This window comes from Lysinibacillus piscis, assembly GCF_026012395.1.
GTDB lineage: Bacteria > Bacillota > Bacilli > Bacillales_A > Planococcaceae > Lysinibacillus > Lysinibacillus piscis.
This window is the reverse complement of the sequence record NZ_BRZA01000008.1, coordinates 54,530-78,302: the sequence shown is the minus strand read 5'-3', so window position 1 is coordinate 78,302 and position 23,773 is coordinate 54,530. Positions and strand designations below refer to the sequence as shown.

Below are 23,773 nucleotides of genomic sequence, written 5' to 3'. Positions count from 1 at the left end.
AGTGGAGAGAGCTCAGTTTAAAACCAGATCAATACCATGCATATCAAGGGCGACTCAAATATATCTTAGACCAAGAAGCGGCGGAAGAAGAAGCGAAGATGCGTGAACAAGAGGCAGTGGAGCGAGGGTTACAAAAAGGCATGCAGGAAGGCTTACAACAGGGCATGCAACAAGGATTAGAACAAGGTGAGTTAAAAGCCTTATCGCAAATGGTGGAAACATTATTAACGCAAAGATTTGGTGAACTATCTGAGGAAGTTAGACAATTGATTAACGGGGCAACTATTAAAGCATTGAACCACATTGTGTCAAATATTTTTACGATTGATAGCTTAGATGAGGTAAAAGGCTATTTACAATAAATAATGATTCAAAATAAATCGTATGAAATCGGAGGAACAATTCTTGATTTCATACGGTTTATTCATTGTAAGGTAGACAGCCGTTCAAAAGAGTAATAAAATCTTGTACACTGCTTCCTATTTAAAAATTTGTTAAAATAGATAGCATGTTAGAGAGAACGGAGAATTGACAGTGAGAACATTTAAAAAAGTATATATCGAAATTACGAGTGTGTGTAATTTAGCCTGTAGCTTTTGCCCACCAACAGCTCGTGCGAAAGGGCTTATTAAAGTTGAGCAATTCAACAAGATTTTAGATGAAATACGTCCACATACAAAGTACATTTATTTGCATGTCAAAGGAGAGCCATTGTTACATCCACGTATCGATCAACTGCTAGATGCGGCACATGACAAGGGCTTTAAGGTCAACATTACAACAAATGGTACACTGATTAAAAAAAATCGAGAAAAATTATTAGGCAAGCCTGCATTAAGACAAATTAATTTCTCTTTACATAGCTTTGATGGTCATGAGGGCTCAGAAAATCGAGAGAAATATTTAGAGGATATATTGGATTTTGTACGTGCAGCGAAAGAGCATAAAACAATTATTTCTTATCGTTTATGGAATTTACAAAAAGATCATACATCTGATTTAGCAGCACGTCGCAATCGTGAGACACTTGAAATTTTGGAGAATGAATACCATCTTGATTATCACATTGAGGAAAAAGTAGAGCCTGGCAAGGGTGTAAAAATTGCCGATTATATTTATTTAAATCAAGATCATGAATTCAGGTGGCCGAGTCTCCTTGCTCCTGAAGATGAGGGAAAAGGCTTTTGCCATGCATTGAGAAGCCAGGCAGCTATTTTGGTGGATGGCACTGTTGTACCGTGCTGTCTAGATGGGGAAGGTGTCATTAATTTAGGTAATGTACATGAACAATCCTTTACCTCTATTGTAGAAGGAGAGCGTGCTAATCAAATTGTAGATGGCTTTTCAAGACGAGAAGCAGTAGAGGAACTATGTAGAAAATGTGGCTATCGTCAAAAATTTGGAATGGAGTAAATTGTCATTAAAAAACAGCCCAGCGATTATTAATTGTTTGGGCTGTTTTTCTTTGTTTGTGAGTCAATTGTTTCTAAAAAATCCTTTGTAATACGCACTACATATTTTACTTCATCTAAGTTACGTTCCCTTAATAATGAACGGTGGATGTCAAGCATCAGATTCTTCTCCTCGATATCTGTCACACCAGATAACTTTTGAAAATTAAATAACTCTTCAGGTGCAATATCTAATGCCTTCATTAGTATTTCTAAAGTATTCAATGTAATATTGGATTGCCCATTTTCGATATTTGAAATTCTTCCTTTACTAAAACCTAATTTTCCTGTGCGTTCAGCAACTTCCTCTTGGCTTAATCCTTTTGCTATACGAATAATACGAAGCTGTTCACCTACTAGCTTTAAAAAGTCTGACATGTCATTCACCTCTATGTAAAAAGCTAGAGAAAAACGTACAAAATGCCTATATCATTATAGAAGTACAATATGTATTAAGTTATAATTAAATGGTACAATCGTTAGGGGTTGAAACAAGGGATGGAGGGCATTACATGATAAAATGTTATAAATTTAAAGAGGTTTCCGAAATAGTGGAAGGAACAGTTGTACAAGACGAGCAAACATGTAGGGAAAATAGATTACCGCTTATCACATTGGAACGGTTACAGCAACTTGTCATGGAAGATCATATCGATTTTATACCAAAAACCGCCCCTCTTTCCGAGCAAAGCATACCACCCAAATCGATTATTATAGCAAACGAAGGCAGTACACGACATATTTATCAATGCCCAGTAAGAGTAGCAATTGCTCAAAATATAAGAGCTATTATTCCAAATGAACGTGTTCTTTTAAATGATTATGTATTTCATTTTCTTCAATGGCATTCACATGAAGATTTAGCGCAGGCAGTTATTCGTGTACCCTCTATTGCTGCACAACATGAAGTAGTGCAAATGCTCAATCGTGTGCAAAGTATATTACAAAATCGAGACGTCTTACTCACGACTGTTGATATGCTACCACAATACATGGATGATGTTACTGAACCTGTTCAATATCATGTACAGCAATTGGAAATGGGATTTGAGCAGATGAAAGATTTATATACGATGATGTTAAATAAAATATTTGGGCAGATGTAAAATAGCAAATGGCACTAGTCAAAGACGAGAACTATTTTATAATGAAATAAAGGAGGCGATGATAAATGGAGATACAGCAGCAATGCCCATTATGTGGTGGGGATAATCATTGTGGTGTGGCAAATGCACAACAATCGTGTTGGTATATGACAGAGCATTTTCCTAAACCATTACTAGCGTCCGTATCTTCCGACGGGCAGCAATGTATTTGCCCACATTGTTTACATACATATCAAGAGGACGAACGTCTATAATTCAACGTCCATTTAGACATATATTACTCTGAAAGGGGTGTGTCTAATGACGAAATCGATTGAGCTGAGCAATGTTACAAAAAATTATTTAGAGGAATATAAACGTATTCTTCATAAAATGATGCAGGGAATGACATATGTAACGATTACATGTAGTATTTCAGAAAATTTTATTAAACAAATTTTACCCCACCAAATAGCCGCTATTAAAATGTCAGAGAATGTCCTACAGTATACAACGAATATTCCTGTGCAAAATTTAGCATTAGCAACGGTTAAGACAAGTACAGAGATGGTAGAAAACTTAGAAGCCTTGCAAAATAGATGCTGTGTTGTACAAAATTCAGAATATGAATTGTACGAATATATGTGCACCTATAAAGAAATTACTGAGGTCATGTTCCAAGCGATGTGTGCGCCACCTGTATCGAATAGTATCAATGTGAATTATTTACGGGCGATGATTATTCATCATCAAGGTGGTGTACGCTTAGCACAAAATGTTTTAAGATTCTGCATTTGCCAAGAACTAATTCCAATTTTACGTTGCATGATTCAAGAAATGTGCGAGCAGATTGAAGCAATGGAAAAGCTATTAGATGGTTTGCAGGATTGTTAGAAGGATAAATAGCCTATCAGACCTTTTTGCTACTTGCTTTGCTGTGCCCAAGTGGTGGAAAGGTCTTGAAGAAGTGTTTATTTTTAAGAAATAAGTTGTACTTTTATATAGATAAGATTGTTAAAAAATATATACTTTAGTGAAATGAAGGAGATGGAGCATTGTGTTTCGACAAAAGAAAGTAACTCCACATTATAATTATTTTTCTGCTACAAAAAACTCGGATATTGATACAAATGAACGCTTTAAAGAGAAATTAGATTTTTTAGCATTATCTCAAGTTCGTCGAGAATCCGTTCATTTTTTACAGCACATTTACGAAGAGCATCATGACCAAATTTTAGATAACTTTTATGAACGCTTATTGGAAATACCTGAATTTAAAACAATCATTCATACGCACTCAACCGTTGATCGTCTCAAAGGGTTATTCGACAACTATTTTCATAGTTTATTTGGTGATGCCTTAGATTTAGATTATGTGTTTAAACGTCGGAAAATCGCCTATACACATGCAAAGATTGGTGTGTTGCCAAACTGGATGATTTCTGCTTATACACTCATTAATCAATTGATTATTCCATTGATTGTCAAAGAGTTATCACGTTCAACGGAAAAAATGCTAGATGTATTGTTGGCTTACGATAGCCTAGTAACGATTGATCAACAAATTATCGTGGAAACCTATATTGAAATTCAAGGTGGCTCTGTTGTAAATGGGCTAGGAGAGATTATTACGTATAATACACAGTTGGACTCCATTAAAGATTTAATTGAGTTTCAGGAGATTCAGCAGGAAGAAATAATTGCGGTTAATCATTCGATGCATGAGCTAGATGAAAGTATTGAAGGAATTGCCACAGTCATTGAAGATTTTTCAATACAAACCAATCAATCCTTACATAAATTGAATCATGATTTATCTTCGCTACAGCAGGTTTCAACGGTTTTACAAGTAACAGATGATGGCCATAAGTCCATACAACAAGATATTGAGCGCTTAGTGGAGCGAGTTAGTAATGTGACGAATTTGATGGAGCTTATCCAAAATATCGCCAATCAAACAAATTTACTTGCCTTAAATGCGTCTATTGAGGCAGCACGTGCAGGGGATGCAGGAAAAGGCTTTGCAGTTGTAGCAGAAGAAGTGAGAAAGCTAGCAGATGATACAAGCACATCTGTGAAATCGATTAATGCAGATATACAGGAGCTATTGTCCATCACAGGTACAATTAATACGCTAATGAACCAATTTTCAAGTGACTTGCATCAAAGTGCTGTCGATACAGTACAAATTTCCAAAACATTATCAGAATTAAATGAAGATTTACAACAGCAAGGGGTTCGTTTTAAAGAAATTGCAGCAACGACTAAAGCACAGGCACAATCGGCAACAAATATTGCTGAACGCAATCGAACGATTAATGACAACATGACGAAAAGTAAAGCCATTGTCTTTGATATGGGGGCAGCTATTTATGAATTGAGTAAGATGATTGACCAATATCGCTCTAAAACAATTTCTAAAAATTTTATCATTAGCCAAGAGGATATTGTTGAGTTAACGATTACCGATCATTTATTATGGCGTTGGAAAATTTATAATTTACTATTAGGCTTTGAAGCGATGACTGAGCAAGATGTAGGCTCACCGCAAACTTCACGATTGGGTGAATGGTATTATGGTACAGGTAAAAAATTACTAGTAAATGAGCGCGCTTACAAAGAGCTGGAACAACCATTTTTACGTGTTTACGATATTGCCAAAAAAGCTGTACAAGAGCATCATAGAGGAAATAAAGAGTCCGCAGAGCGCTATTTGCAGGAAATCGCAGAAGTGTCGCATCGTGTGATTGAAAAACTAACGGAACTCAAAGAGATTTTGCTACAAGAAAAAAATAAATACAGCCACTAAGGAAAAGGGCGTCTCTACTAGAATAGAGCGCCCTTTAGCTATTGACACGCATAAAGGTAATCGTTTGCTTGTCGCTATCATAGAGACACCATTCACGATGATAGACAACAGAACCTACATTTATATTGAACGCTTTATTTTCTACCGCAATGGGCTGACCAAATAGAATGTTGGTAGGCAGCTTGTTATTGTGCTGATAGATAGCAGACTCATGACTGTGACCAAAAAATAATAAATTCGTTTGAATGGCTGGGAAGGTTGGCTGCCATGATGTGTTCCAGTGAAACTGATGACCATGTATTAGTGTAGCCCCTTCAATATGAATCATCTCAGGCAAGGCTGAAAAACGTTCAATGCCTGTCACAAGTGTAATACGTTCCTCTTGATTGCCACGAATAGATGGGAATGTTAATAGTTTTTCAAAATCAGGCTGAACAATGGCAGCTTGTTCAAGTGGAATATTCGTTACTGTTTGTGCTTTTTTCTTACCAATTGTACATTCATATAAATCACCTAAGCCGAGTATAGTAGCATCCGCTGCTACCTCTTGAATATGGGTGAGGACAGCTGTTGTATCTTCTATATTTGAATGTAAATCACCTAAAAGGGCATATAACATATGTTCATCACTTCTCCTTACAATCTATCTTGATGATTGCTTATTTTACAGTACAATTCAAGTATAATAATAATAGCTTGTAAATGAGAGAGGTGGAATTGGTTTTGAAAATAAGAAGTTTTGTCATAGTTATTATGCTATGTGTACTACTGGCAAGCTGTCAGCCAATTTCAGTGCCAGATAAACAAAAAAATCAATTAACGGTTTTAACAGTAGAGTTCAATAGTGGTGCACCCATTCCTGATTTGTACATTACGATAACAGATGTAATGACAGGAGCAGTTGTAGAAGATGCGATTGGTTCTACTGAGGGAGAGGCAATGTTTTCAAAGCTTGTTGAAGGTAGAGAATACGCAATAGCAGCAACGACAGTAGAAAATAGTATAACGAATGATGCGTACACAACGGTTGAACACTTTACATATGATGAAACAAAGCCTTACTATCGATTACCAACACATTTTTCACGGGATGAACAGGAAATGGCTGTCCCTGTCGTGATGCAAAATCCTGAATTACCACATGGCTGTGAGATTACATCATTAACGGCTGTGTTAAATTATTATGGTATGGCTGTAACAAAGCTAGAAATGGCGGATAATTATTTACCAAAGCAAGCATTTCGTCTAGTGGGAGAGAAGAGGTATGGTGTCAACCCTGCACAAGCTTTTGCGGGAGATCCCCGTGATAAAGCGACAGGTATGTATGTATTTGCAGAGCCGATTGTTAAAGCAGCAGAGCAAGCCATCGCTGCAAAAGGAGCTGACTTACGCGTAGCAAATATAAGTGGTCACACACAGGAGGAGATTTTATTACTCGTACGGGAGGGAGTACCTGTTGTCACATGGGTAACATTGGATTTATCGCCACCTAAGATGAGTAAGGAAAGAGGCTGGATTTACGAAGGAGAGTCAGTTCCACATGATGCCTATTTAAACTTGCATGCGGTTGTTGTCACAGGTCATTTGGGAGACAAAGTAGTTGTTATGGATCCGTTAAAAGGCTATGTTACATATGGTGTAGAGCAGTTTTTTCAAAGCTATAAGGAGCTAGGTATGCAAGCCGTCACAGTGCATAAGTAAAAATTATGGTACACTAATAAAAAAAGCTAAAGTGAGTTGAATAAAATGGCGGTTGAACATGCTTTTTTACCAGTATTATTAGGCGATGAAATGAATGCTTATGGCATGGCTAGAGCATTTTATGAATCCTATGGTGTAAAATCTTTGGCATTAAACCATACCCATATAGAAAAAATACAGCATAGTGATTTAATGACATTTCGTGAAATAGCAAGACTGCATATCGAAGAGCGTTTTGAAGTAGCCTTACAAGCAATTGCAGAGGAATTCAAAGGAAAAAAGCTACTATTATTAGCTTGTGATGAGTTTTATGTGAAGAAAATTGTGCAACATAAAGAGGCGTTAGAGGGATTTTTTGTGATTCCTTATGTCGATGAATCGCTAGCTACGCAATTGCTGACACGTGAAACAATGTATGAGCTATGCGAACCATTTGGCTTTCGTTACCCAGCATTACATGTTTGTACAGTGAATGATTACGAGGAATTAATCGTCCCGTTTGATTATCCTGTTGTCATTAAACCATTAAATATGATGAAATATGCAAAATGTATTTTTACAGGTAAGAAGAATGTTTATATTGCGAATAATGAAGAAGAAAAAGATGCGGTATTCCATGCTATTTATAAAGAGTCGGCATATCGTGATGACTTGATGATACAAGAGTATATACCTGGTGAAGACGCTCATATGCTAGTAGTCAATGCCTATGTTGGACAAGACCATCAAGTGAAACTGCTGGCTACGGGAAATCCAATTTTAGAGGAGCATTCTCCAGAAGGAATCGGACGCTATGTAGCAATTATGACGGTCTATCATCGAGAAATAATGGACAAAGTAAAGGCTTTTTTAGAGGCTATTCAATTTCAAGGCTATGCAACATTTGATATGAAATATGATGAGCGTACAGCCGAGTATAAATTATTAAGCATGGAGTTACATAATAAGCTGTCCAATTATTATGTAACAGCAAGTGGTCATAATTTGATGCAATATGTAGCAGATGATTTTATTCGTGGTAGTACACAACCATTAACCTATGTGAACAATAAGCATCTTTGGACGATTGTGCCAAATGGTGTCCTGTTTAAATATGTGCAAGATGAACGATTAGTAGTAGAAGCAAAAAGTTTGATTCGCCAAGGCTTAGCAACGGACTCTATTTTTAACTATAAGGATATGAATGCTAAACGTTGGCTGAATATTACATTGGATAATTTACAGCATTATCGTAACTATAAGAAATATTTTAATAATAAAGGTCTGTCGCGCTTATGAAAAAACAAACTTTAGGAATTATCGGTGGCGTTGGTCCACTAGCAACGATGTTTATCGGTGAAATGATTGTTAGACGTACAAAAGCAACAAAGGATCAGGAGCATGTGCATACGATTATTGATAATGACACAACCATTCCTGACCGCACTGCTTTTATTTTAGATAAGACAAAGGAAAATCCTGTGCCTGTGATGATTGCTGATGCAAAGAAATTAGCGATTGCTGGCGCCAATATTATTGCGATTCCATGTAACACTGCACATACTTTTTATGAGGAAATCGCAGCAGGCTCACCTATCCCTGTGTTACATATGATTCGTGAGACAGCGAAACGTGCAGCCGATTTAGGGGCAAGACGTGTTGGAATTTTAGCGACCACAGGTACGATTACTTCTCGTATGTACCAAGTTGCTTTAGAGGAATTTGACTTATTGCCTGTTGTACCAGACGAAGTGATTCAAACAAAGGTCATGTCAGTTATTTATGATATTGTCAAGGCAGGCAAGGACGTGACATGGGCCGACTGGCAGCCAATTGAAGAAGCGATGCAGGCATTAGATTGTGACCGTATCGTGCTTGGATGTACAGAGCTATCCATTGTCAATCGTGATTTAAAATTAAACAGTAACTATATTGATTCATTACTTGTGTTAGCTGAATGTGCGATTGAAGCATGTGGCTATGAGTTGGTAGATGTAAAAAGGTGAGATGGTGAATGAGCAAATTGAGGATTTTCATTGTTTATCGACCAGCTTTCATTATTTAAAGGAAACCTATTATAGATTTATACGCTCCTTACATGCCATGTAAGTATGTACAATTAACAACATGACATGAATCATTGGCTATAGTAAACAGCTCAGTTCTTCTACAGAACTGAGCTGTTTTAAGAATAGAGAGATTGGAATATTTTTAACTAAATGAATCTTTACTACTAGTAGATATCAGTGTGTCAGTTTCAGCTTTAGAGTAACAAAAAATGAAGTGAATTGGGTTGTGACTTTAAGTGGCTTTTGTAATAATGTCATTCTAATATCAAAAGGCTAAATGCGATTATTGATAACCATGAATTTATGCTCAATAGATTAGATATAATAGAGTAATCAATAATTATAAGGGAGCTGAATTTATGGGGGCTTTTGGAGAGCTAATGGATGACATGGATTTGATTTTAGATAAATTAAGTGAAGTAGATATAATATGTGGAGAACGGGGAGTAAACGCAGAAATTTTGATTTTAGGTGGAGCAGGGTTGCTGTTGCTCTTAGAAACACATAATCGAAAGTTTCGTCCAACAAGAGATATTGATATAAATTTGTTATCAACAAATGATGAAGAGGGAATTAGAAAAGTGTTGAAAGAATTAGCTATCGATGTATTAGATGGTGTTGTTGAAGTGCCTCCAATAGAGGATTTCCGAGAACAAGAAAAATTTAGAATTGAAGATGCTGGTTTTGAACATATTAAAGTATTTGTTCCAATGATAGAGTTATTAGCTTGTACGAAAATTTTTTCTAAGCGTGAAAAAGATTTACAAGATTTGCAAGACACAGATTTGCTGGATATTTGTAATAAAGAAAAATTATTAGCAATGGTGAACGAATATAAAGATTATTTGATAAACCCTAATGATCCGGATCTTAATTATCATCAATTATTGCGTATTTTAAAGCAAAAGGGTTTATAATAAATGTAACTTCGTAAAGGTGGTGTATACATGGTAACGGTACAGCAATTTGAACAAAAGCTGTTGGAAGAAGTGGAATTTTTAAAACAAGGTGCAACTACTTATCGTCAGCAAACAGCTGAATTATCTCTAAAAGTGCTTGAATCGGTGCATGATGTAACGCTATTTTTTAATAGAATCGATGTAATGAAAGCTGTATCCAAAGTATTAAAAACTGCTGATGCAGATCGTCAGAGAGATGTCGCTAAAATGTTGAACGTACTGTATGTACAGATGCACAGTGAGCAAAATCGTACAGCCGAGCTTGAAAAACAATTGGCTGAGCGTAGACGGAAACGGAAGAAAATATCATTAATATTAACAAAATGAAATTATATAGTAAACAGCTCGGTTTTCCTACAGAACCGAGCTGTTTTTTTGAAGATCGTTGAGCTAAATTATACATCTTTCTTGACTATCCCTATAATTAAGATGACTAAGCCAATAATAAAAAAGAGTGGAAATAATACCGCTATCACTGCGACAGCAGCAAATCCATCACCTTCGATAATACCAAAGATAATGCCGATAACCCAGCTAAGAAAGGGAGTAATCAGAATAATCATAATTCCCCAAACGATAAACTTAGTTTTCGTGCTTTTTTTCAAGCTTAAAATAAATCCTAAAAAAATAAACCCAAAAAGAAGTATACTAACTAAAAGAATCGAATTAGTCATGGTTAGCCCTCCTATATAAATGGATATTACCTATATTATATGTGATAGTAACCTATAATGGATTTATTTCACTCGTATAAACAACACTTTTAAATAATTGCCTTCTTTAAAATGAGGAGAAGTTTTAAAGTCGCTGGGCAGTGAGAATTCTTTTTCGATTGTAAAGCGACGGTTACTATCTGTAAAAGCTTTCTCCACGAAGCTTTTAAATTTTTTCATACCAAATGTAGCATTGTTGGTAGAAGCGACAATAACGCCATTTTTTTCTGTAATCGCTAATGCATCCTTTAATAAATTTGTGTAATCTTTGGCTGAACTAAATGTATACTTTTTAGAACGTGCAAAGCTTGGAGGGTCCAAAATAACGACATCAAAAGTGAGTTCCTTCCGTTTCGCATACTTGAAATAGTCAAACACATCCATCACAATAATATCTTGCTGTGCTACATCGATACCATTCACTTCAAATTGCTCGGTTGTTTTGGGTAAGCTACGTTTTGCTAAATCAACACTTGTTGTTTTTGCTGCACCGCCCGCAGCTGCAAAGACAGAAAAAGCACCTGTATAGGAAAACGTATTTAACACATTCTTACCAGTAGCATATGTTTGGCGAATCGTATTACGAACATCTCGTTGATCTAAAAATACGCCAACCATTGCCCCATCGTTTAAATAGATTGCAAAGTTTTGTCCATTTTCTTTGACGATAAGTGGAAATTCGCCCCGTTCCCCCTGTACAAAATCATCATCCTCTAAATACTGACCTTTTGTATCGAATCGCTTTTTCTCATAAATGCCCTTATAGGGAACAGCCACTTCAAGTGCTTCTAAAACCATATTTTTAAAGGAGTAAATGCCTTCACTATACCAGCTAATTAAATAAAATCCATCGAAATAATCAATTGTTAAACCACCAATCCCATCGCCTTCCCCATTGAAAACACGGAAAGCGGTTGTGTCGGTATTTTGGTAATAATCTGCACGATGAGCAATGGCAGCTGTGATTTTCTTTTTGAAAAAGTCAGTATTGATAACTTCTTTTTCATTTTTTGTAAGAAGCCAGCCGATACCTTTGTTTTGTCTACCTACGTAACCTTTGCCAACAAATTTACCAGCCGTATTGCGCAACTTCATAATAGCCCCTTCTTGAAGAGAATTGGTTTCGTGGAAGCCATCTTTTAATAAAATTGGTACACCTTTTTGAATATCATGTGCCATAGTATCTATGATTGTTACATCTATTTCTTTTTGCATGTATGTCATCCTTAATCATTGTTTTTATTCATTATGGCATATAGGGAAGAAAACAGCGAGATATACGATGAATTTAGTAAGAGAATTGACCATATTTTAGTAAATATTGTATAATCCTATGCTGGTGCAAGTGGGACATTGCAGATTATTTTTGAAAAGTATACACTATATATGAAATCGATTTCTTATATAAGTGGAGGGATAGAGAAGTGCCAACTATATCGGATGTTGCCAAATTAACAGGGTTATCCAAAACAACTATCTCACGTGTTATTAATAATCATCAATATGTTTCGGAGGAAAAAAGGGCGCTCGTTCTCAAAGCGATGCAAGAATTAGGGTATACACCTAATCCTGCTGCTAGAAGATTGAGAGGTCAATCAACTACAACAATTGGTGTGATTGTGCCGAGAATCGTGAATCCATTTTTTTCATACTTAGTGAATACAATTGAAACAGCTGCCTATGAAAAGGGCTATCAAGTTATTATTTCGCAAAGTAATGAAGATGCAGAAAAAGAGCTAGCCTTTCTTCAGCTATTGAAAACAAAGCAAGTTGATGGCATTATTATGACAGCTATTGAAAATGAATGGAGCGTAATTGAACCGTTTTTAGCATATGGTCCGATTATGCTGTGCAATGAATACATCACAAATGCCAATGTACCAATTGTCCGTTTAAATCAGCAAAAAGGAGCCTATATCGGTGTCAAACATTTAATTGATAGAGGGCATCACAAAATCGCCTACTGCACAGGGGGATTATTCGCTGAAGATGGCAAGGATAAGGATCGTAATCATGGCTTTCAAAAGGCGCTAAAAGAAGCCGATATTGCAGTAAATACGAAATGGATTTTTCTGAATCAGTATAGTATTGAAGATGGCAAAAAAGTGATGAATCAAATTATGGCAATGGATGAAAGACCGACAGCTATCTTTACAGGCAGTGATGAAATTGCAGCTGGGATGATGATTGAAGCGAAAAAACATGGCTTAAAAATTCCAGAAGATATGGCGATTATCGGATTTGATGACCAGCCTATTGCAGAGATGTTAGAACCGCAGCTAACAACGATTCGGCAACCTGTGGAAAAGATGGGGGAGCTTGCTGTAGCAATTCTTGTCGACATGCTGGATGATACTAGCTTGAAAGTACAGGAGCACGAACTACCCATAGAATTAGTCATTCGGAAAACAACGTAATAAATAGAGGAGAGCTTCATTTACTAGCTCTCTTTTGAAAAAAAGTTGAAATCGTTACCATAAATAATTATACTAAAGCTACGTTTTATTTTTTTGATTGATATGGTATCGATACCACAAAGGAAAGAGGTGCTTCCATGATTATAGAAAAAGAAAAAACTGCATTGTCTGTCCGAAACAAATGGTGGGAGCAATCGGTTGTTTATCAAGTATATCCAAGAAGTTTTTATGATACGAACCATGACGGCATTGGGGATTTACAGGGAATTATCCGAAAATTAGATTATTTACAGGAGCTTGGCATTGACGTAATCTGGCTTAGCCCAGTGTATGCCTCGCCAATGGATGATAATGGCTATGATATTTCGGACTATCAAGGCATTGCTGACGAGTTTGGCACAATGGAGGATATGGAGGAGTTGATTGCTGAGGCGAAAAGATGCAACATTAAAATTATTATGGATTTAGTCGTCAATCATACGTCTGATGAACATCAATGGTTTACGGCATCCAAAACGGATAAGTTGCATCCACAGCGTGACTGGTATATATGGCAAAATGGAAAAGAGGATAAACCACCAAATGGTTGGCAATCAGTATTCGGTGGTTCTTGTTGGGAGTATGAGCCAATCACTAATCAATATTATATGCATACGTTCTCAAAAAAGCAGCCAGATTTAAATTGGGAAAATCCAAGGCTTCGGCAGGCTATTTATGACATGATTGATTGGTGGATTCAAAAAGGCGTTGCAGGTTTTCGAGTAGATGCGATTACATTTATTAAAAAATCATTTTCTACAGCAGGGGATGAAGTGGATATTGTGAAAGCAAATCAACATGGTATCGATACCGTATTAGAGGAATTGAGCAAGCAATCCTTTCAAAAGCATGATTTATTGACAGTGGCTGAAGCGCCTGGTGTGACATTAGACCAACTTCCATCCTATATCGGAGAAAATGGTTACTTTAGTATGCTGTTTGAATTCGACCATGTGGACTTAGATTTAGGACAAGATGGTTCTTGGTATAAACCTCGAAACTGGAGTCTTTTTGATTTCAAAAAAGCTATTTCTGACAGTCAGCATCTATTTAATTATCAAGGATGGGGAGCATTGTACTTAGAAAATCATGACCAACCACGTTCATTGAATAAATTTATTGAACCAGCAGGCATTGGTATCACCTCTGCAAAAATGTTGGCAACCACTTATTTTTTGTTGAAAGGGACACCATTTATTTATCAGGGACAAGAATTAGGTATGACCAATACAATATTTACATCAGTGAACGATTTTAATGACCTTGCTTCAATTGAGCAATATGATGCTGCAATGAAGGCTGGATTGACAGAACAACAGGCATTGAAGGCCATAGCCCATCGCAGTCGTGATAATGCACGAACACCAATGCAATGGGATCAAAGTGAAAATGGTGGTTTTTCAAAAGGAACACCGTGGCTACCAACGAACAGCAACTTTCTATCCATTAATGCCGAAAGTCGCTATGCACCAGATTCTTTATTTACTTACTATCAGCAATTGATTCAACTACGCAAAAACAGTGAATATGCAGAAGTATTGACATATGGACGATATGAAGAAGTGCTAGCTAGTCATCCAGATATCATTGCCTATATTCGCTGGGATGGCAAGAAAGCTGTGGCGGTAGTGGCAAATTTTAAAAATAAAATAGTTGAGCTAGATTTCCCTTATATATGGGGCAAAGTGATTTTAGCCAACTATGCGCAGCCATTGATGAATGATGAACTTCAGCCATATGAATGTATTTTATTGGAGTTAATTAACTATTAAAGGAGATGTATACTATGTGGAATAAAAAATCATTGCTATTATCATCTGTATTACTTTTAGGTCTTGCTGGTTGTTCGACAAGCCCATCGAATCAAGAAGAGACAAAGGAGGGGCAAGTGAATATCAGTATTTATCAGGGAAAAGTTGAATTCAAAAAGCAATTTGAGGAACTGACAGCTCAATATGAAGCAGAACATCCAGATGTCAATATTAGTGTGGAGACAGTTGGTGGTGGTAGTGACTATGCAGGAACGTTGAAAGCGAAATTTGCCTCAAATGCCGAGCCAACGATTTTCACACTTGCTGGACAGGTGGATATTGACCAGTACCGTGACCGTCTTGCTGATTTAAGTGGTATAAAGGGAGCGGAGTTTGCATTAGCTGGTACATTGGATGGCGTCACTCGTGATGGTGAAGTATTAGGGATGCCTGTGAACCTTGAGGGCTATGGTTTGATTTACAATAAAAATGTATTTGAAAAAGCGGGTGTAGATGCTGCTTCCATTAAAACGATGGCAGATTTACGCAAAGCAGCAGAAACGATTGATGCGAAAAAAGCAGAGCTTGGCTTAGAGGCTGTTTTTGCTTTAGCAGGGAAAGAAAAATGGGTGCCTGGTAACCACGGTTCCAATGTCTTTTTAGCACCTGAATTTAATAATGATATTTTTACTACGTATGAAGCAAAAGAAGTAGCTTTTAAATTTGGCAATGAGTTTAAAGAATATTTAGATTTGCAAAATGAATATTCTGTGCAACCAGTGAATAATCTTGATTACTCACAGCAGGTAGAGCAATTATTTTCTACAGGTCGTGTAGCGATTATTCAACAAGGAAACTGGATTTATCCAACTGTGGATGGAATGGACCCAGAGCTTGCACAATCTGGAATTGGGATTATGCCGATTCCAGTGAATGGTGAAACAAAAATGCCTGTTGGTGTACCGAGTTATTATGCAGTAAATAAAAAAGCAGATGACAAGCAACAGCAAGTAGCTAAAGACTTTATTGACTGGATGTATACATCAGAGGAAGGGAAAAAAGCCGTCTTATCTGAGTTTAAATTTATCCCAGCATATGAAGGCTATGATGCAGCAGGAATTGCAGACCCACTTTCACAGGAAATTTATAAATACTCACAAGAAGGCAATACATCTGCATGGGTATTCCCAAACTATCCTGTTGGTTGGAGCGATTTGCTTGGAGCGAAACTTCAGAAATACTTTGCTGGAGAAGCATCATGGGATGAAACAATTAAATCTGCTCAGGATGAATGGGCGAAGCTTCGTCAGTAATATAGTAACTATATGAATAAGTGTATAATTACATTTAATGAATCAGCTTAAATGTATAAAGCTATCTATTATTTTCAAAGAGCTGACGTTCGCTATAAAAGAACGTCAGCCCTTTCTTTTTTACAGTCTATCCACAACGGATATGATACACTAAGAGTAAGTAGATAGAAGGTGGGAATAATATGTCGGTTATTGGGTTATTAAAGGAAGAATTACAGGCAAAGTGGAAGTTTGAGCATCCGATGAAAATTCAGGAGGAAATGATTCCTGCAATGCTGGATGGCAAGGATATTGTGGCAGAATCACCAACAGGCTCAGGGAAAACATTGGCCTATGTATTGCCAATCCTTAATAAAGTAGATGGAGCGAAAAAGCAAACACAGGCTTTAATCGTAGCGCCATCACAGGAATTGGCGATGCAGATTGTTACCGTGATTCGTGAATGGACAGAGGGCTCGAACATTACTGTACAGCAATTGATTGGCGGTGCAAATACGGCTCGTCAAATTGAGAAGTTAAAGAAAAAGCCAACAATCGTTGTTGGAACACCAGGACGTTTAAATGAATTAGCACGTGCAGGAAAATTAAAGTTAAAAGAAATTGAGACCATTGTTTTAGATGAATGCGATCAGCTACTTAGCCGTGAATATCGTGTGGTTATTAAATCCTTTATTGAAGGTGCTGCCTATGGACGTCAGGTTGTCGTTGTATCAGCAACGATAACAGAAGAAATCGAGCTAGTCGCAAGTCGTATGATGTTTGAGCCTTTGCGCTTTAAAATTAAGCCAGAGGATATGCTACAGGTCGGCAAGGTTGTGCATTCCTTTGTGAAAGTAGAAGAGCGTGATAAAACAGATTTTTTACGTCGCTTGTCACATGTCGAAGGCTTACGTGCATTAGCCTTTGTTAATAATATCGACCAAGTGTTGATGAAAGAATCAAAGCTACAGCATCGCTCCGCGCCAATTGTTACATTACATTCAGACATGAAAAAGGAAGAGCGTAAAAAGACATTAGATGCTTTCCGTAAAGGAGAGGCACGTATTTTAATTGCCACAGATATTGCAGCGCGTGGTTTAGATATTGCAGGATTGACACATGTTATTCATGTCGATGTACCACGCACAATCGAGCAATATTTGCACCGCTCTGGTCGAACAGGTCGTGCAGGTGCTGATGGTGAAGTGCTGACATTATTGTCCTATCGTGATGAAAAAACGTATAAAAAATGGACAAGAGAAATCCCTGGCAAACCTGTACAAAAAATATGGCATGATGGTAAGCTAGTGGAAGGTAACTCAAAAACAATTGGACAAAAAAGGGGTAAATAAAATGACGTTTCAGGAAAAATTACAGGCATACGCAGAGCTTGCTGTAAAGGTTGGCGTGAACATTCAACCTGGGCAATATTTAGTCGTGAATACAACAGTCGATGCACTGGATTTTGCTCGTTTAGTAGTAAAGGAAGCATATAAAGCAGGTGCAGGTCGCGTTCATGTTAATTTCTCAGATGAACAAATAGACCGTGCGTATTTTGAATATGCTTCCGAAGAAGAGTTTAATCGTTTTCCTGAATGGAATGTCAAAATGCGTGATGAATTAATAGAGCGCAAAGGGGCATTATTATGGATTAATGCGGAGAACCCAGATAATTTAGCGGGTATTTCAGTAGACCGATTAGCAACACATCAAAAAGTAGCAGGAGCTGCGTTGAAAAATTACCGTACAGCGGTGATGAAAGATTTAATCGCATGGTCAATTGTAGCAGTGCCATCACCAAAATGGGCTGAAAAGGTATTTCCAAACTTACCAGCAGAGGAACAAGTACCTGCATTATGGGATGCTATTTTCAAAGCTGTGCGTGTAGGTGAAGGAAATGCAGTAGATAATTGGCGTACACATGTGGAAAATTTAGAAGCACGAGCAGCATTATTAAATAGTAAAAAATATGCAAAGCTTCATTATACAGCACCAGGAACAGATTTAACGATTGCTCTATCACCTCAGCATCAATGGCTAACAGGTGGTAGTCAAACACCAGAAGGAACAGTTTTTATCGCAAATATGCCAACAGAAGAAGTCTATACATTGCCTTTAAAACAAGGTGTGAATGGCTATGTAAGTAACTCTAAGCCATTAGCATATCAAGGAAATATTATTGATGGCTTCAAGCTAACATTTGAAGAAGGAAAAATTGTGCAAGCTGAGGCACAAGTGGGCAATGACCTTTTACAAGAGCTAATCAATGTCGATGAAGGGGCAAAATATTTAGGTGAAGTGGCACTTGTTCCACACGAATCACCAATTTCAGCATCAGAAATTTTATATTTCAATACATTATTCGATGAAAACGCATCGAATCATTTAGCGATTGGGGAAGCCTATCCAACATGTCTAGAGGGTGGTAGAGATTTAGAGCCTGGACAGCTAGAAGCGCTAGGTGCGAATGTTTCTGTCACACATGAAGATTTTATGATTGGTAATGGTGAAATGGATATTGACGGTATTTTGCCAGACGGCACAGTAGAGCCAATTTTCCGCAAAGGTAGTTGGGCATTTTAATTAAGAGAATAACAATAACAAACAGATGAGACGATGGACGTTTCATCTGTTTTTCCTACTATAGGAGGTATCAAAGTGAAAATATTTCATACAGCAGATTGGCATTTAGGAAAATTAGTACAAGGCTTTTATATGACAGAGGACCAGCATTATATTTTACAGCAGTTTTTAACAGCGATTGATGAGGAGCAGCCAGATGTTGTCATTATTGCAGGGGATTTGTATGACCGTTCAATGCCACCTATTGAAGCGGTGAATTTATTAAATGATACACTAGCAGAAATTGTATTGAAAAGGAAAATTCCTGTACTGGCGATTGCGGGGAATCATGATAGCGCAGGACGATTAAGTTTTGGTAGTCAGTTGATGCGTGATAGTGGCCTGTTCATTAAGGGACAATATAGCAAAACGGATACACCTGTTGTTTTAACAGATGTGTTTGGTGATGTGCATTTTCATCTTGTGCCATATGTAGAGCCTGCACAAATACGGACAATCTTTGAAGATGAAACTATTCGCACACATCAAGATGCAATGGAAGCTGTTGTTAATCATCTTACAGAAAATTTAGATTCAACAAAGCGACATGTGTTGATTGGACATGCTTTTGTTACGAAATATGGGGAAGAAGAGGCGAATACGAGTGATTCAGAGCGACCATTATCAATAGGTGGCTCGGATTGTGTCAATGCTGCATTATTTGAGCCTTTCCACTATACAGCATTAGGACATTTACATAAGGCACATTTTGTATTGAATGAAACGATTCGTTATGCAGGCTCACCCTTAAAATATTCTTTATCAGAGCATTTGCATGAAAAGGGTTTTCTCATTGTTGAATTGGATGAAGAGGGACATGTGACAGTGCAAAAACGTAAACTACATCCAAGGAGAGATTTGCGTGTTGTAGAAGGATTAATGAGTGATTTATTACAATTGCCACCAAGTGATGATTACGTCTTTGTGCGCTTAACAGATACCATACCCGTACAGTCGCCAATGGAGCGAATTCGCACCGTTTTTCCCTATGCAATGCACCTTGAACGAAAAACAGCCTATCAAGCAACAAATCAAGCTGTCCAAGCAGTGGAGCAAGAAAAAATAGAAGATATTGATTTATTCCGCTCGTTTTACGAAACCGTTGTAGGACAGTTACCTAATGAGCAGGCTGAGCATTTATTTACAGATATGCTACAGGAATTATTAGATGAGGAGCGAGAAAGCATTCAATGAAGCCATTAAAATTAACGATGACAGCATTTGGACCATATAAACAGACAGAGGTTATTGACTTTCAACAGTTAGGAGATCATCGGCTATTCGTAATTTCTGGGAAAACAGGTGCTGGAAAAACAACTATTTTTGATGCGATTTGCTATGCACTTTATGGCGCTGGTAGTGGGGAAGATCGTCAGGATACAGCGATGCTACGTAGTGGTTTTGCAGAGGATGATGTTTATACAGCCGTTGAACTTGTTTTTGAAATGTATGGCAAAACGTATCAAATTTTGCGCCAGCCAGGACATATAAAAGCTAAAAATAAAAGTATAACAGGCAAAAAAATAGAATTAGCAGAAATGGTAGATGGTCAACTAGACTATAGCATTGTTGAAAAGCAGCAAACGAATGAGATTGATAAAAAGCTACAGGACATCATTGGCTTAACGAAAGATCAATTTAGTCAAATTGTGATGCTACCACAAGGAGAATTTCGTAAGCTCTTAACATCTGATTCCACCAATAAAGAAGTGATTTTGCGCAAAATTTTTAAAACCAATCGTTTTGGTGAGATGGTCAAAAAATTGGATGTTCGGCGCAAGGAAGCAGAGCAACATGTACTCCGTGCTCAGCAATCAAAGGAACATTTACTAGGACAAATAGCAGGCGCTTTACCACAGCGTTCATCAGCATTATTTATGTATATTGAAAATAAGCAGGATAATATTCATCAATTGCTGCAAGCTTTGCAACAGGAAAAGGCCTATTATATTGAAACAGCTGAACAAGAGCAACAGCATTATAATGAGGCTTATGCACACCATCAAAAAGAGCAAGAATACTACAGTATAGCAAAGACATTAAATGAGCAATTCGAAGAACAAGCAAAGCGACAGCAACAATTAACAACATTACAAGAGCAGCAAAACCTCTATGAAGAAAAACAACAGACTATTGTATTAGCTGAACAAGCGGAGCGACTTATTTTATTGGAGCAGCACTATGAAGAAGCTAGACATGAGTTTGTGTTGAAGGAGGCAGCCCATCAACAAGCGGTAGCTGAACAGCAGGGAGCACAAGAGGCACTGCAATTGGCACAGCAAGCATATCATGAGGAAGAAGCAAAGGAAGCGAAGCGACAGCAATTATTACAGCAAGAATTACAGCTCCAAGCATTACTACCGACAGTGGAAGCTTATGAAAAAAATAAACAACAAGTGCAACAAGTTGAGCAAGAGATAGAAAATGCGAAACGTGCTGTAACAGATAATTTATTGATAGTGGAGCAAGAACAGTCTCAATTACAACAATTAGTCGTCTCAATTGAACAATATGAGCGACAATTAGTGCCATATGAGCATTATTTAGAACAACTTCCAAAGCTACGAGAGCAAGCTCAATACGTCACACAGGTAGCAAAACATCGAGAAATGATAACTGAAGTAGAACAGGAGCTAGAGATAGCCGAACAGCATTATCAAGAACAAAAAGAAGCGTTACATATACTAGAGCAACAATGGCTAACAAATCAAGCAAGTATATTGGCACAACAGCTAGCTGACGGTGAACCTTGCCCAGTATGTGGTAGCACGACACATCCACTTACTCACAATGCACCTACCAAAACAGTGGATGATGTGCAAATGGAGGCATTGCAAGCACAGGTAAAGGCAAGTGAGCGTCGCTATTTAGAGCAGGAGGCGTTATTGACTTCAAAGCAACGTATATTGCAAGAAGGGCTCGAACAGCTAAATATACATGGTATACAAGAGAGTGAGCAGGCACAAATTATAGCAGCGTTACAAGAGACGGAACAGCAAATACAGATTTTAAAATTAGTGAATGCTCAGTTAGCAGAGGCGAGGAAACAGCAAAAGACACAACAGTTACGAACAGAGCAATTTACAGTAAAACAGCATGAATTGGAACAATATGTTACACAACAAACACAGCGTTTACTAACACAGCAAGCCATCGTAGCTGAACAGCAAAAGGCGATTCCACAAACCATTCATACATTGCAAGATTTGCAGCAAACGTTAGCCGTCATTGGGAAGCAAAGAAACGTACTGCAAATAGCATGGCAAGCAAGCCAGCAGCAATGGCAAAAGGCACAAGAGGCTGTCACGAAAAGTGAGCTAACCATTATGATGACACAGCAAGCATATGAAGAATGGCGATTGAAAATGGAGGAGAAAAAAGAGCTATTTACTGTACAAATGATGGATGTTGGCTTTGCAAGCTATGAGGATTTTATGTCTGCAAAAGGTTATATACCTCAAAAAGATACCTTGCGTACATGGTGTCATGAATATGCTTTACAGTTACACACATTGCAAGTGCAAGTGGCAGAAGGTGCCAAGTATTTAAAGGATAAAGAACAGCAGGATTTAGCATCAATGGAAGGTATCGTGACAATGTTACGAGAAGCATATGAAGAGGCATTTAAACGATTACAGCAAATGACAGGATATAGTGAGGCTTGCACTACATTTATTGAAAAAGTAGAGGCATTAGCTCAGGAAATGCGTCAGCTTGAAGAAGAAGCAGGTCAGGTGAAGGAGTTATATAGCTTACTAAATGGACAAAATGCAAAAAAATTATCATTTGAGCGTTATATTCAAATTAGTTATTTAGATCGTATTACAGAAGCAGCGAATAGTCGTCTTGCTCATTTATCGAATGGCCAATTTGAGCTTCGTCGCTCTGACCGTTTAGAGAAGCACGCTAAACAGAGTGGACTTGGGTTAGATGTGTACGATGCTTATACAGATCAGCTACGAGATGTGAAATCATTGTCGGGTGGTGAAAAGTTTAATGCTTCTTTAAGTCTTGCTTTAGGGATGGCTGATGTGATGCAAAGCTTCCAAGGCAATGTGCGCATTGATACGATGTTTATTGACGAAGGCTTTGGTTCATTAGATGAGGAAGCATTAAACAAGGCAATTGATGCGCTAATTGATTTACAAAGCACAGGACGTATGATTGGTGTGATTTCACATGTGCAGGAATTAAAGGATGCCATGCCAGCTGTATTATACGTGGAAAAAACACCACAAGGTTATAGCCAAACACATTTTGAGGTGAAATAGCAAGGTGTTCGTAGATAATTGACGTATGTTTATTGTGCAAAAGTGAAACGTCAGCGACAAAAATGTGTAGATAAAGTGAGCACAGTGTTTCACTTACAAAATAAACGTGCCTCCTTTTACAAGGAGAGCACGTTTATTTTTTCGGTGGAGTGACGTTTGGCGTCGTTCCCTTTTTTGAATCGAGTACTTTTTTGACAATTGGAATAACGATAGGTGCTAATTTAATGGCTGTTTTGACAACATTAGATACTTTCATATAAATCACTCCTAGTTATAAAATAGATTAGCGGACAACACGAACGGCTTGGATAATGTTCCAAATTAACACGCCGAGTGCGACAAGTCCATAAAGCGCCATTGAGCCAAACAAAATCAAGATAGATGAATTGCTAAATGACTCTGTATTCATACTAATGGAAAAGAACATAAAGACAGCAAAGAAAATAAGACCGAAAACAATAGGAATTAAATGTGAAAGAAGTGCACGCATCGAATGTTTCTTCACTTCATGGTCTTTGGATACAAAATAAACGACTAACGGTACAAGAAATGGCGCAAAAAACACACTTAGATAGCTTAATGCAGCTAATAATTTTTGATTCTCCATTACTTTTC

23 protein-coding genes and 1 pseudogene are annotated in these 23,773 nt (G+C 37.5%); 18 read left to right on the top strand and 6 right to left on the bottom strand.

From position 1 onward, the window contains the following. Nucleotides 1–362: pseudogene (locus OPF91_RS17735) on the top strand (hypothetical protein); the annotation flags it as partial. Between the two features lie 172 nt (nt 363–534). Beyond that, nucleotides 535–1,413, top strand: a complete 879-nt coding sequence (locus OPF91_RS17730) for a radical SAM/SPASM domain-containing protein (protein WP_264990268.1) — start codon at nt 535–537, stop codon at nt 1,411–1,413. Nucleotides 1,414–1,442: 29 nt separating this feature from the next. Here the strand turns inward: OPF91_RS17730 and OPF91_RS17725 are convergent, their stop codons facing one another. Beyond that, entirely contained in the window at nt 1,443–1,829 is a 387-nt protein-coding gene (locus OPF91_RS17725) for a helix-turn-helix domain-containing protein (protein ID WP_264990267.1), read from the bottom strand. A 134-nt stretch (nt 1,830–1,963) separates the two neighbouring features. On the opposite strand from OPF91_RS17725, the gene OPF91_RS17720 reads away from it, so the two are divergent. The 4 genes from OPF91_RS17720 to OPF91_RS17705 all read left to right on the top strand — a co-directional run bounded on the left by OPF91_RS17720 (nt 1,964) and on the right by OPF91_RS17705 (nt 5,345). Beyond that, nucleotides 1,964–2,557, top strand: a complete 594-nt coding sequence (locus OPF91_RS17720) for a restriction endonuclease subunit S domain-containing protein (protein WP_264990266.1) — start codon at nt 1,964–1,966, stop codon at nt 2,555–2,557. 65 nt (nt 2,558–2,622) lie between these two features. Then, nucleotides 2,623–2,811 (top strand): cysteine-rich CWC family protein, encoded by a 189-nt coding sequence (locus OPF91_RS17715; RefSeq protein ID WP_264990265.1) that lies wholly within the window; start codon nt 2,623–2,625, stop codon nt 2,809–2,811. 46 nt (nt 2,812–2,857) lie between these two features. After that, nucleotides 2,858–3,430: a DUF305 domain-containing protein gene (locus OPF91_RS17710; RefSeq protein WP_264990264.1), complete on the top strand. Its 573-nt coding sequence runs from the start codon at nt 2,858–2,860 to the stop codon at nt 3,428–3,430. Nucleotides 3,431–3,593: 163 nt separating this feature from the next. Continuing rightward, the gene (locus OPF91_RS17705) at nt 3,594–5,345 is read left to right on the top strand and encodes a protoglobin domain-containing protein (RefSeq protein ID WP_264990263.1); all 1,752 of its coding nucleotides are present in this window, start codon (nt 3,594–3,596) and stop codon (nt 5,343–5,345) included. A gap of 34 nt (nt 5,346–5,379) precedes the next feature. Here OPF91_RS17705 and OPF91_RS17700 read toward each other — a convergent pair whose 3' ends face one another. Continuing rightward, the gene (locus OPF91_RS17700; protein WP_264990262.1) at nt 5,380–5,964 is read right to left on the bottom strand and encodes a metallophosphoesterase family protein; all 585 of its coding nucleotides are present in this window, start codon (nt 5,962–5,964) and stop codon (nt 5,380–5,382) included. Nucleotides 5,965–6,068: 104 nt separating this feature from the next. Between OPF91_RS17700 and OPF91_RS17695 the strand changes: the two genes are divergently transcribed. The 5 genes from OPF91_RS17695 (at nt 6,069) to OPF91_RS17675 (ending at nt 10,380) form a co-directional block, all read left to right on the top strand. Continuing rightward, nucleotides 6,069–7,046: a C39 family peptidase gene (locus tag OPF91_RS17695; RefSeq protein WP_264990261.1), complete on the top strand. Its 978-nt coding sequence runs from the start codon at nt 6,069–6,071 to the stop codon at nt 7,044–7,046. A 45-nt stretch (nt 7,047–7,091) separates the two neighbouring features. After that, nucleotides 7,092–8,324, top strand: a complete 1,233-nt coding sequence (locus OPF91_RS17690; RefSeq protein ID WP_264990260.1) for a carboxylate--amine ligase — start codon at nt 7,092–7,094, stop codon at nt 8,322–8,324. Next, a complete protein-coding gene (cuyB, locus tag OPF91_RS17685; protein ID WP_264990259.1) occupies nt 8,321–9,031 on the top strand; it encodes a cysteate racemase in 711 nt (236 codons plus the stop codon). The genes OPF91_RS17690 and cuyB overlap by 4 nt, the downstream gene beginning before the upstream one ends. 422 nt (nt 9,032–9,453) lie before the next feature. Beyond that, the gene (locus tag OPF91_RS17680) at nt 9,454–10,011 is read left to right on the top strand and encodes a DUF6036 family nucleotidyltransferase (RefSeq protein WP_264990258.1); all 558 of its coding nucleotides are present in this window, start codon (nt 9,454–9,456) and stop codon (nt 10,009–10,011) included. A gap of 30 nt (nt 10,012–10,041) precedes the next feature. Then, nucleotides 10,042–10,380, top strand: coding sequence for a hypothetical protein (locus tag OPF91_RS17675; RefSeq protein WP_264990257.1), 339 nt, complete (start codon nt 10,042–10,044; stop codon nt 10,378–10,380). A 68-nt stretch (nt 10,381–10,448) separates the two neighbouring features. Here OPF91_RS17675 and OPF91_RS17670 read toward each other — a convergent pair whose 3' ends face one another. Continuing rightward, nucleotides 10,449–10,727, bottom strand: coding sequence for a hypothetical protein (locus OPF91_RS17670; RefSeq protein ID WP_264990256.1), 279 nt, complete (start codon nt 10,725–10,727; stop codon nt 10,449–10,451). A gap of 63 nt (nt 10,728–10,790) precedes the next feature. Next, complete coding sequence (locus OPF91_RS17665; protein WP_264990255.1) at nt 10,791–11,981, bottom strand: class I SAM-dependent rRNA methyltransferase; 1,191 nt, start codon at nt 11,979–11,981, stop codon at nt 10,791–10,793. A 209-nt stretch (nt 11,982–12,190) separates the two neighbouring features. On the opposite strand from OPF91_RS17665, the gene OPF91_RS17660 reads away from it, so the two are divergent. From OPF91_RS17660 to OPF91_RS17630, 7 genes are all read left to right on the top strand, one after another. Beyond that, entirely contained in the window at nt 12,191–13,183 is a 993-nt protein-coding gene (locus tag OPF91_RS17660) for a LacI family DNA-binding transcriptional regulator (RefSeq protein ID WP_264990254.1), read from the top strand. A 137-nt stretch (nt 13,184–13,320) separates the two neighbouring features. Then, nucleotides 13,321–14,994, top strand: coding sequence for a glycoside hydrolase family 13 protein (locus tag OPF91_RS17655; RefSeq protein ID WP_264990253.1), 1,674 nt, complete (start codon nt 13,321–13,323; stop codon nt 14,992–14,994). 14 nt (nt 14,995–15,008) lie between these two features. Then, entirely contained in the window at nt 15,009–16,286 is a 1,278-nt protein-coding gene (locus tag OPF91_RS17650; RefSeq protein WP_264990252.1) for an ABC transporter substrate-binding protein, read from the top strand. Between the two features lie 182 nt (nt 16,287–16,468). Then, entirely contained in the window at nt 16,469–17,617 is a 1,149-nt protein-coding gene (locus OPF91_RS17645; protein ID WP_264990251.1) for a DEAD/DEAH box helicase, read from the top strand. Nucleotide 17,618: 1 nt separating this feature from the next. After that, a complete protein-coding gene (locus OPF91_RS17640; protein WP_264990250.1) occupies nt 17,619–18,848 on the top strand; it encodes an aminopeptidase in 1,230 nt (409 codons plus the stop codon). 75 nt (nt 18,849–18,923) lie between these two features. Next, nucleotides 18,924–20,081, top strand: coding sequence for an exonuclease SbcCD subunit D (locus OPF91_RS17635; RefSeq protein ID WP_264990249.1), 1,158 nt, complete (start codon nt 18,924–18,926; stop codon nt 20,079–20,081). Next, entirely contained in the window at nt 20,078–23,158 is a 3,081-nt protein-coding gene (locus tag OPF91_RS17630) for an AAA family ATPase (RefSeq protein ID WP_264990248.1), read from the top strand. The genes OPF91_RS17635 and OPF91_RS17630 overlap by 4 nt, the downstream gene beginning before the upstream one ends. Before the next feature lie 133 nt (nt 23,159–23,291). Here OPF91_RS17630 and yxzF read toward each other — a convergent pair whose 3' ends face one another. Both yxzF and OPF91_RS17620 read right to left on the bottom strand, forming a co-directional pair. Continuing rightward, nucleotides 23,292–23,414: a small protein YxzF gene (yxzF, locus tag OPF91_RS17625; protein WP_264990247.1), complete on the bottom strand. Its 123-nt coding sequence runs from the start codon at nt 23,412–23,414 to the stop codon at nt 23,292–23,294. Between the two features lie 27 nt (nt 23,415–23,441). Then, nucleotides 23,442–23,765, bottom strand: coding sequence for a magnetosome magnetite crystal formation protein family (locus OPF91_RS17620; protein WP_264990246.1), 324 nt, complete (start codon nt 23,763–23,765; stop codon nt 23,442–23,444). Nucleotides 23,766–23,773: the final 8 nt, after the last annotated feature.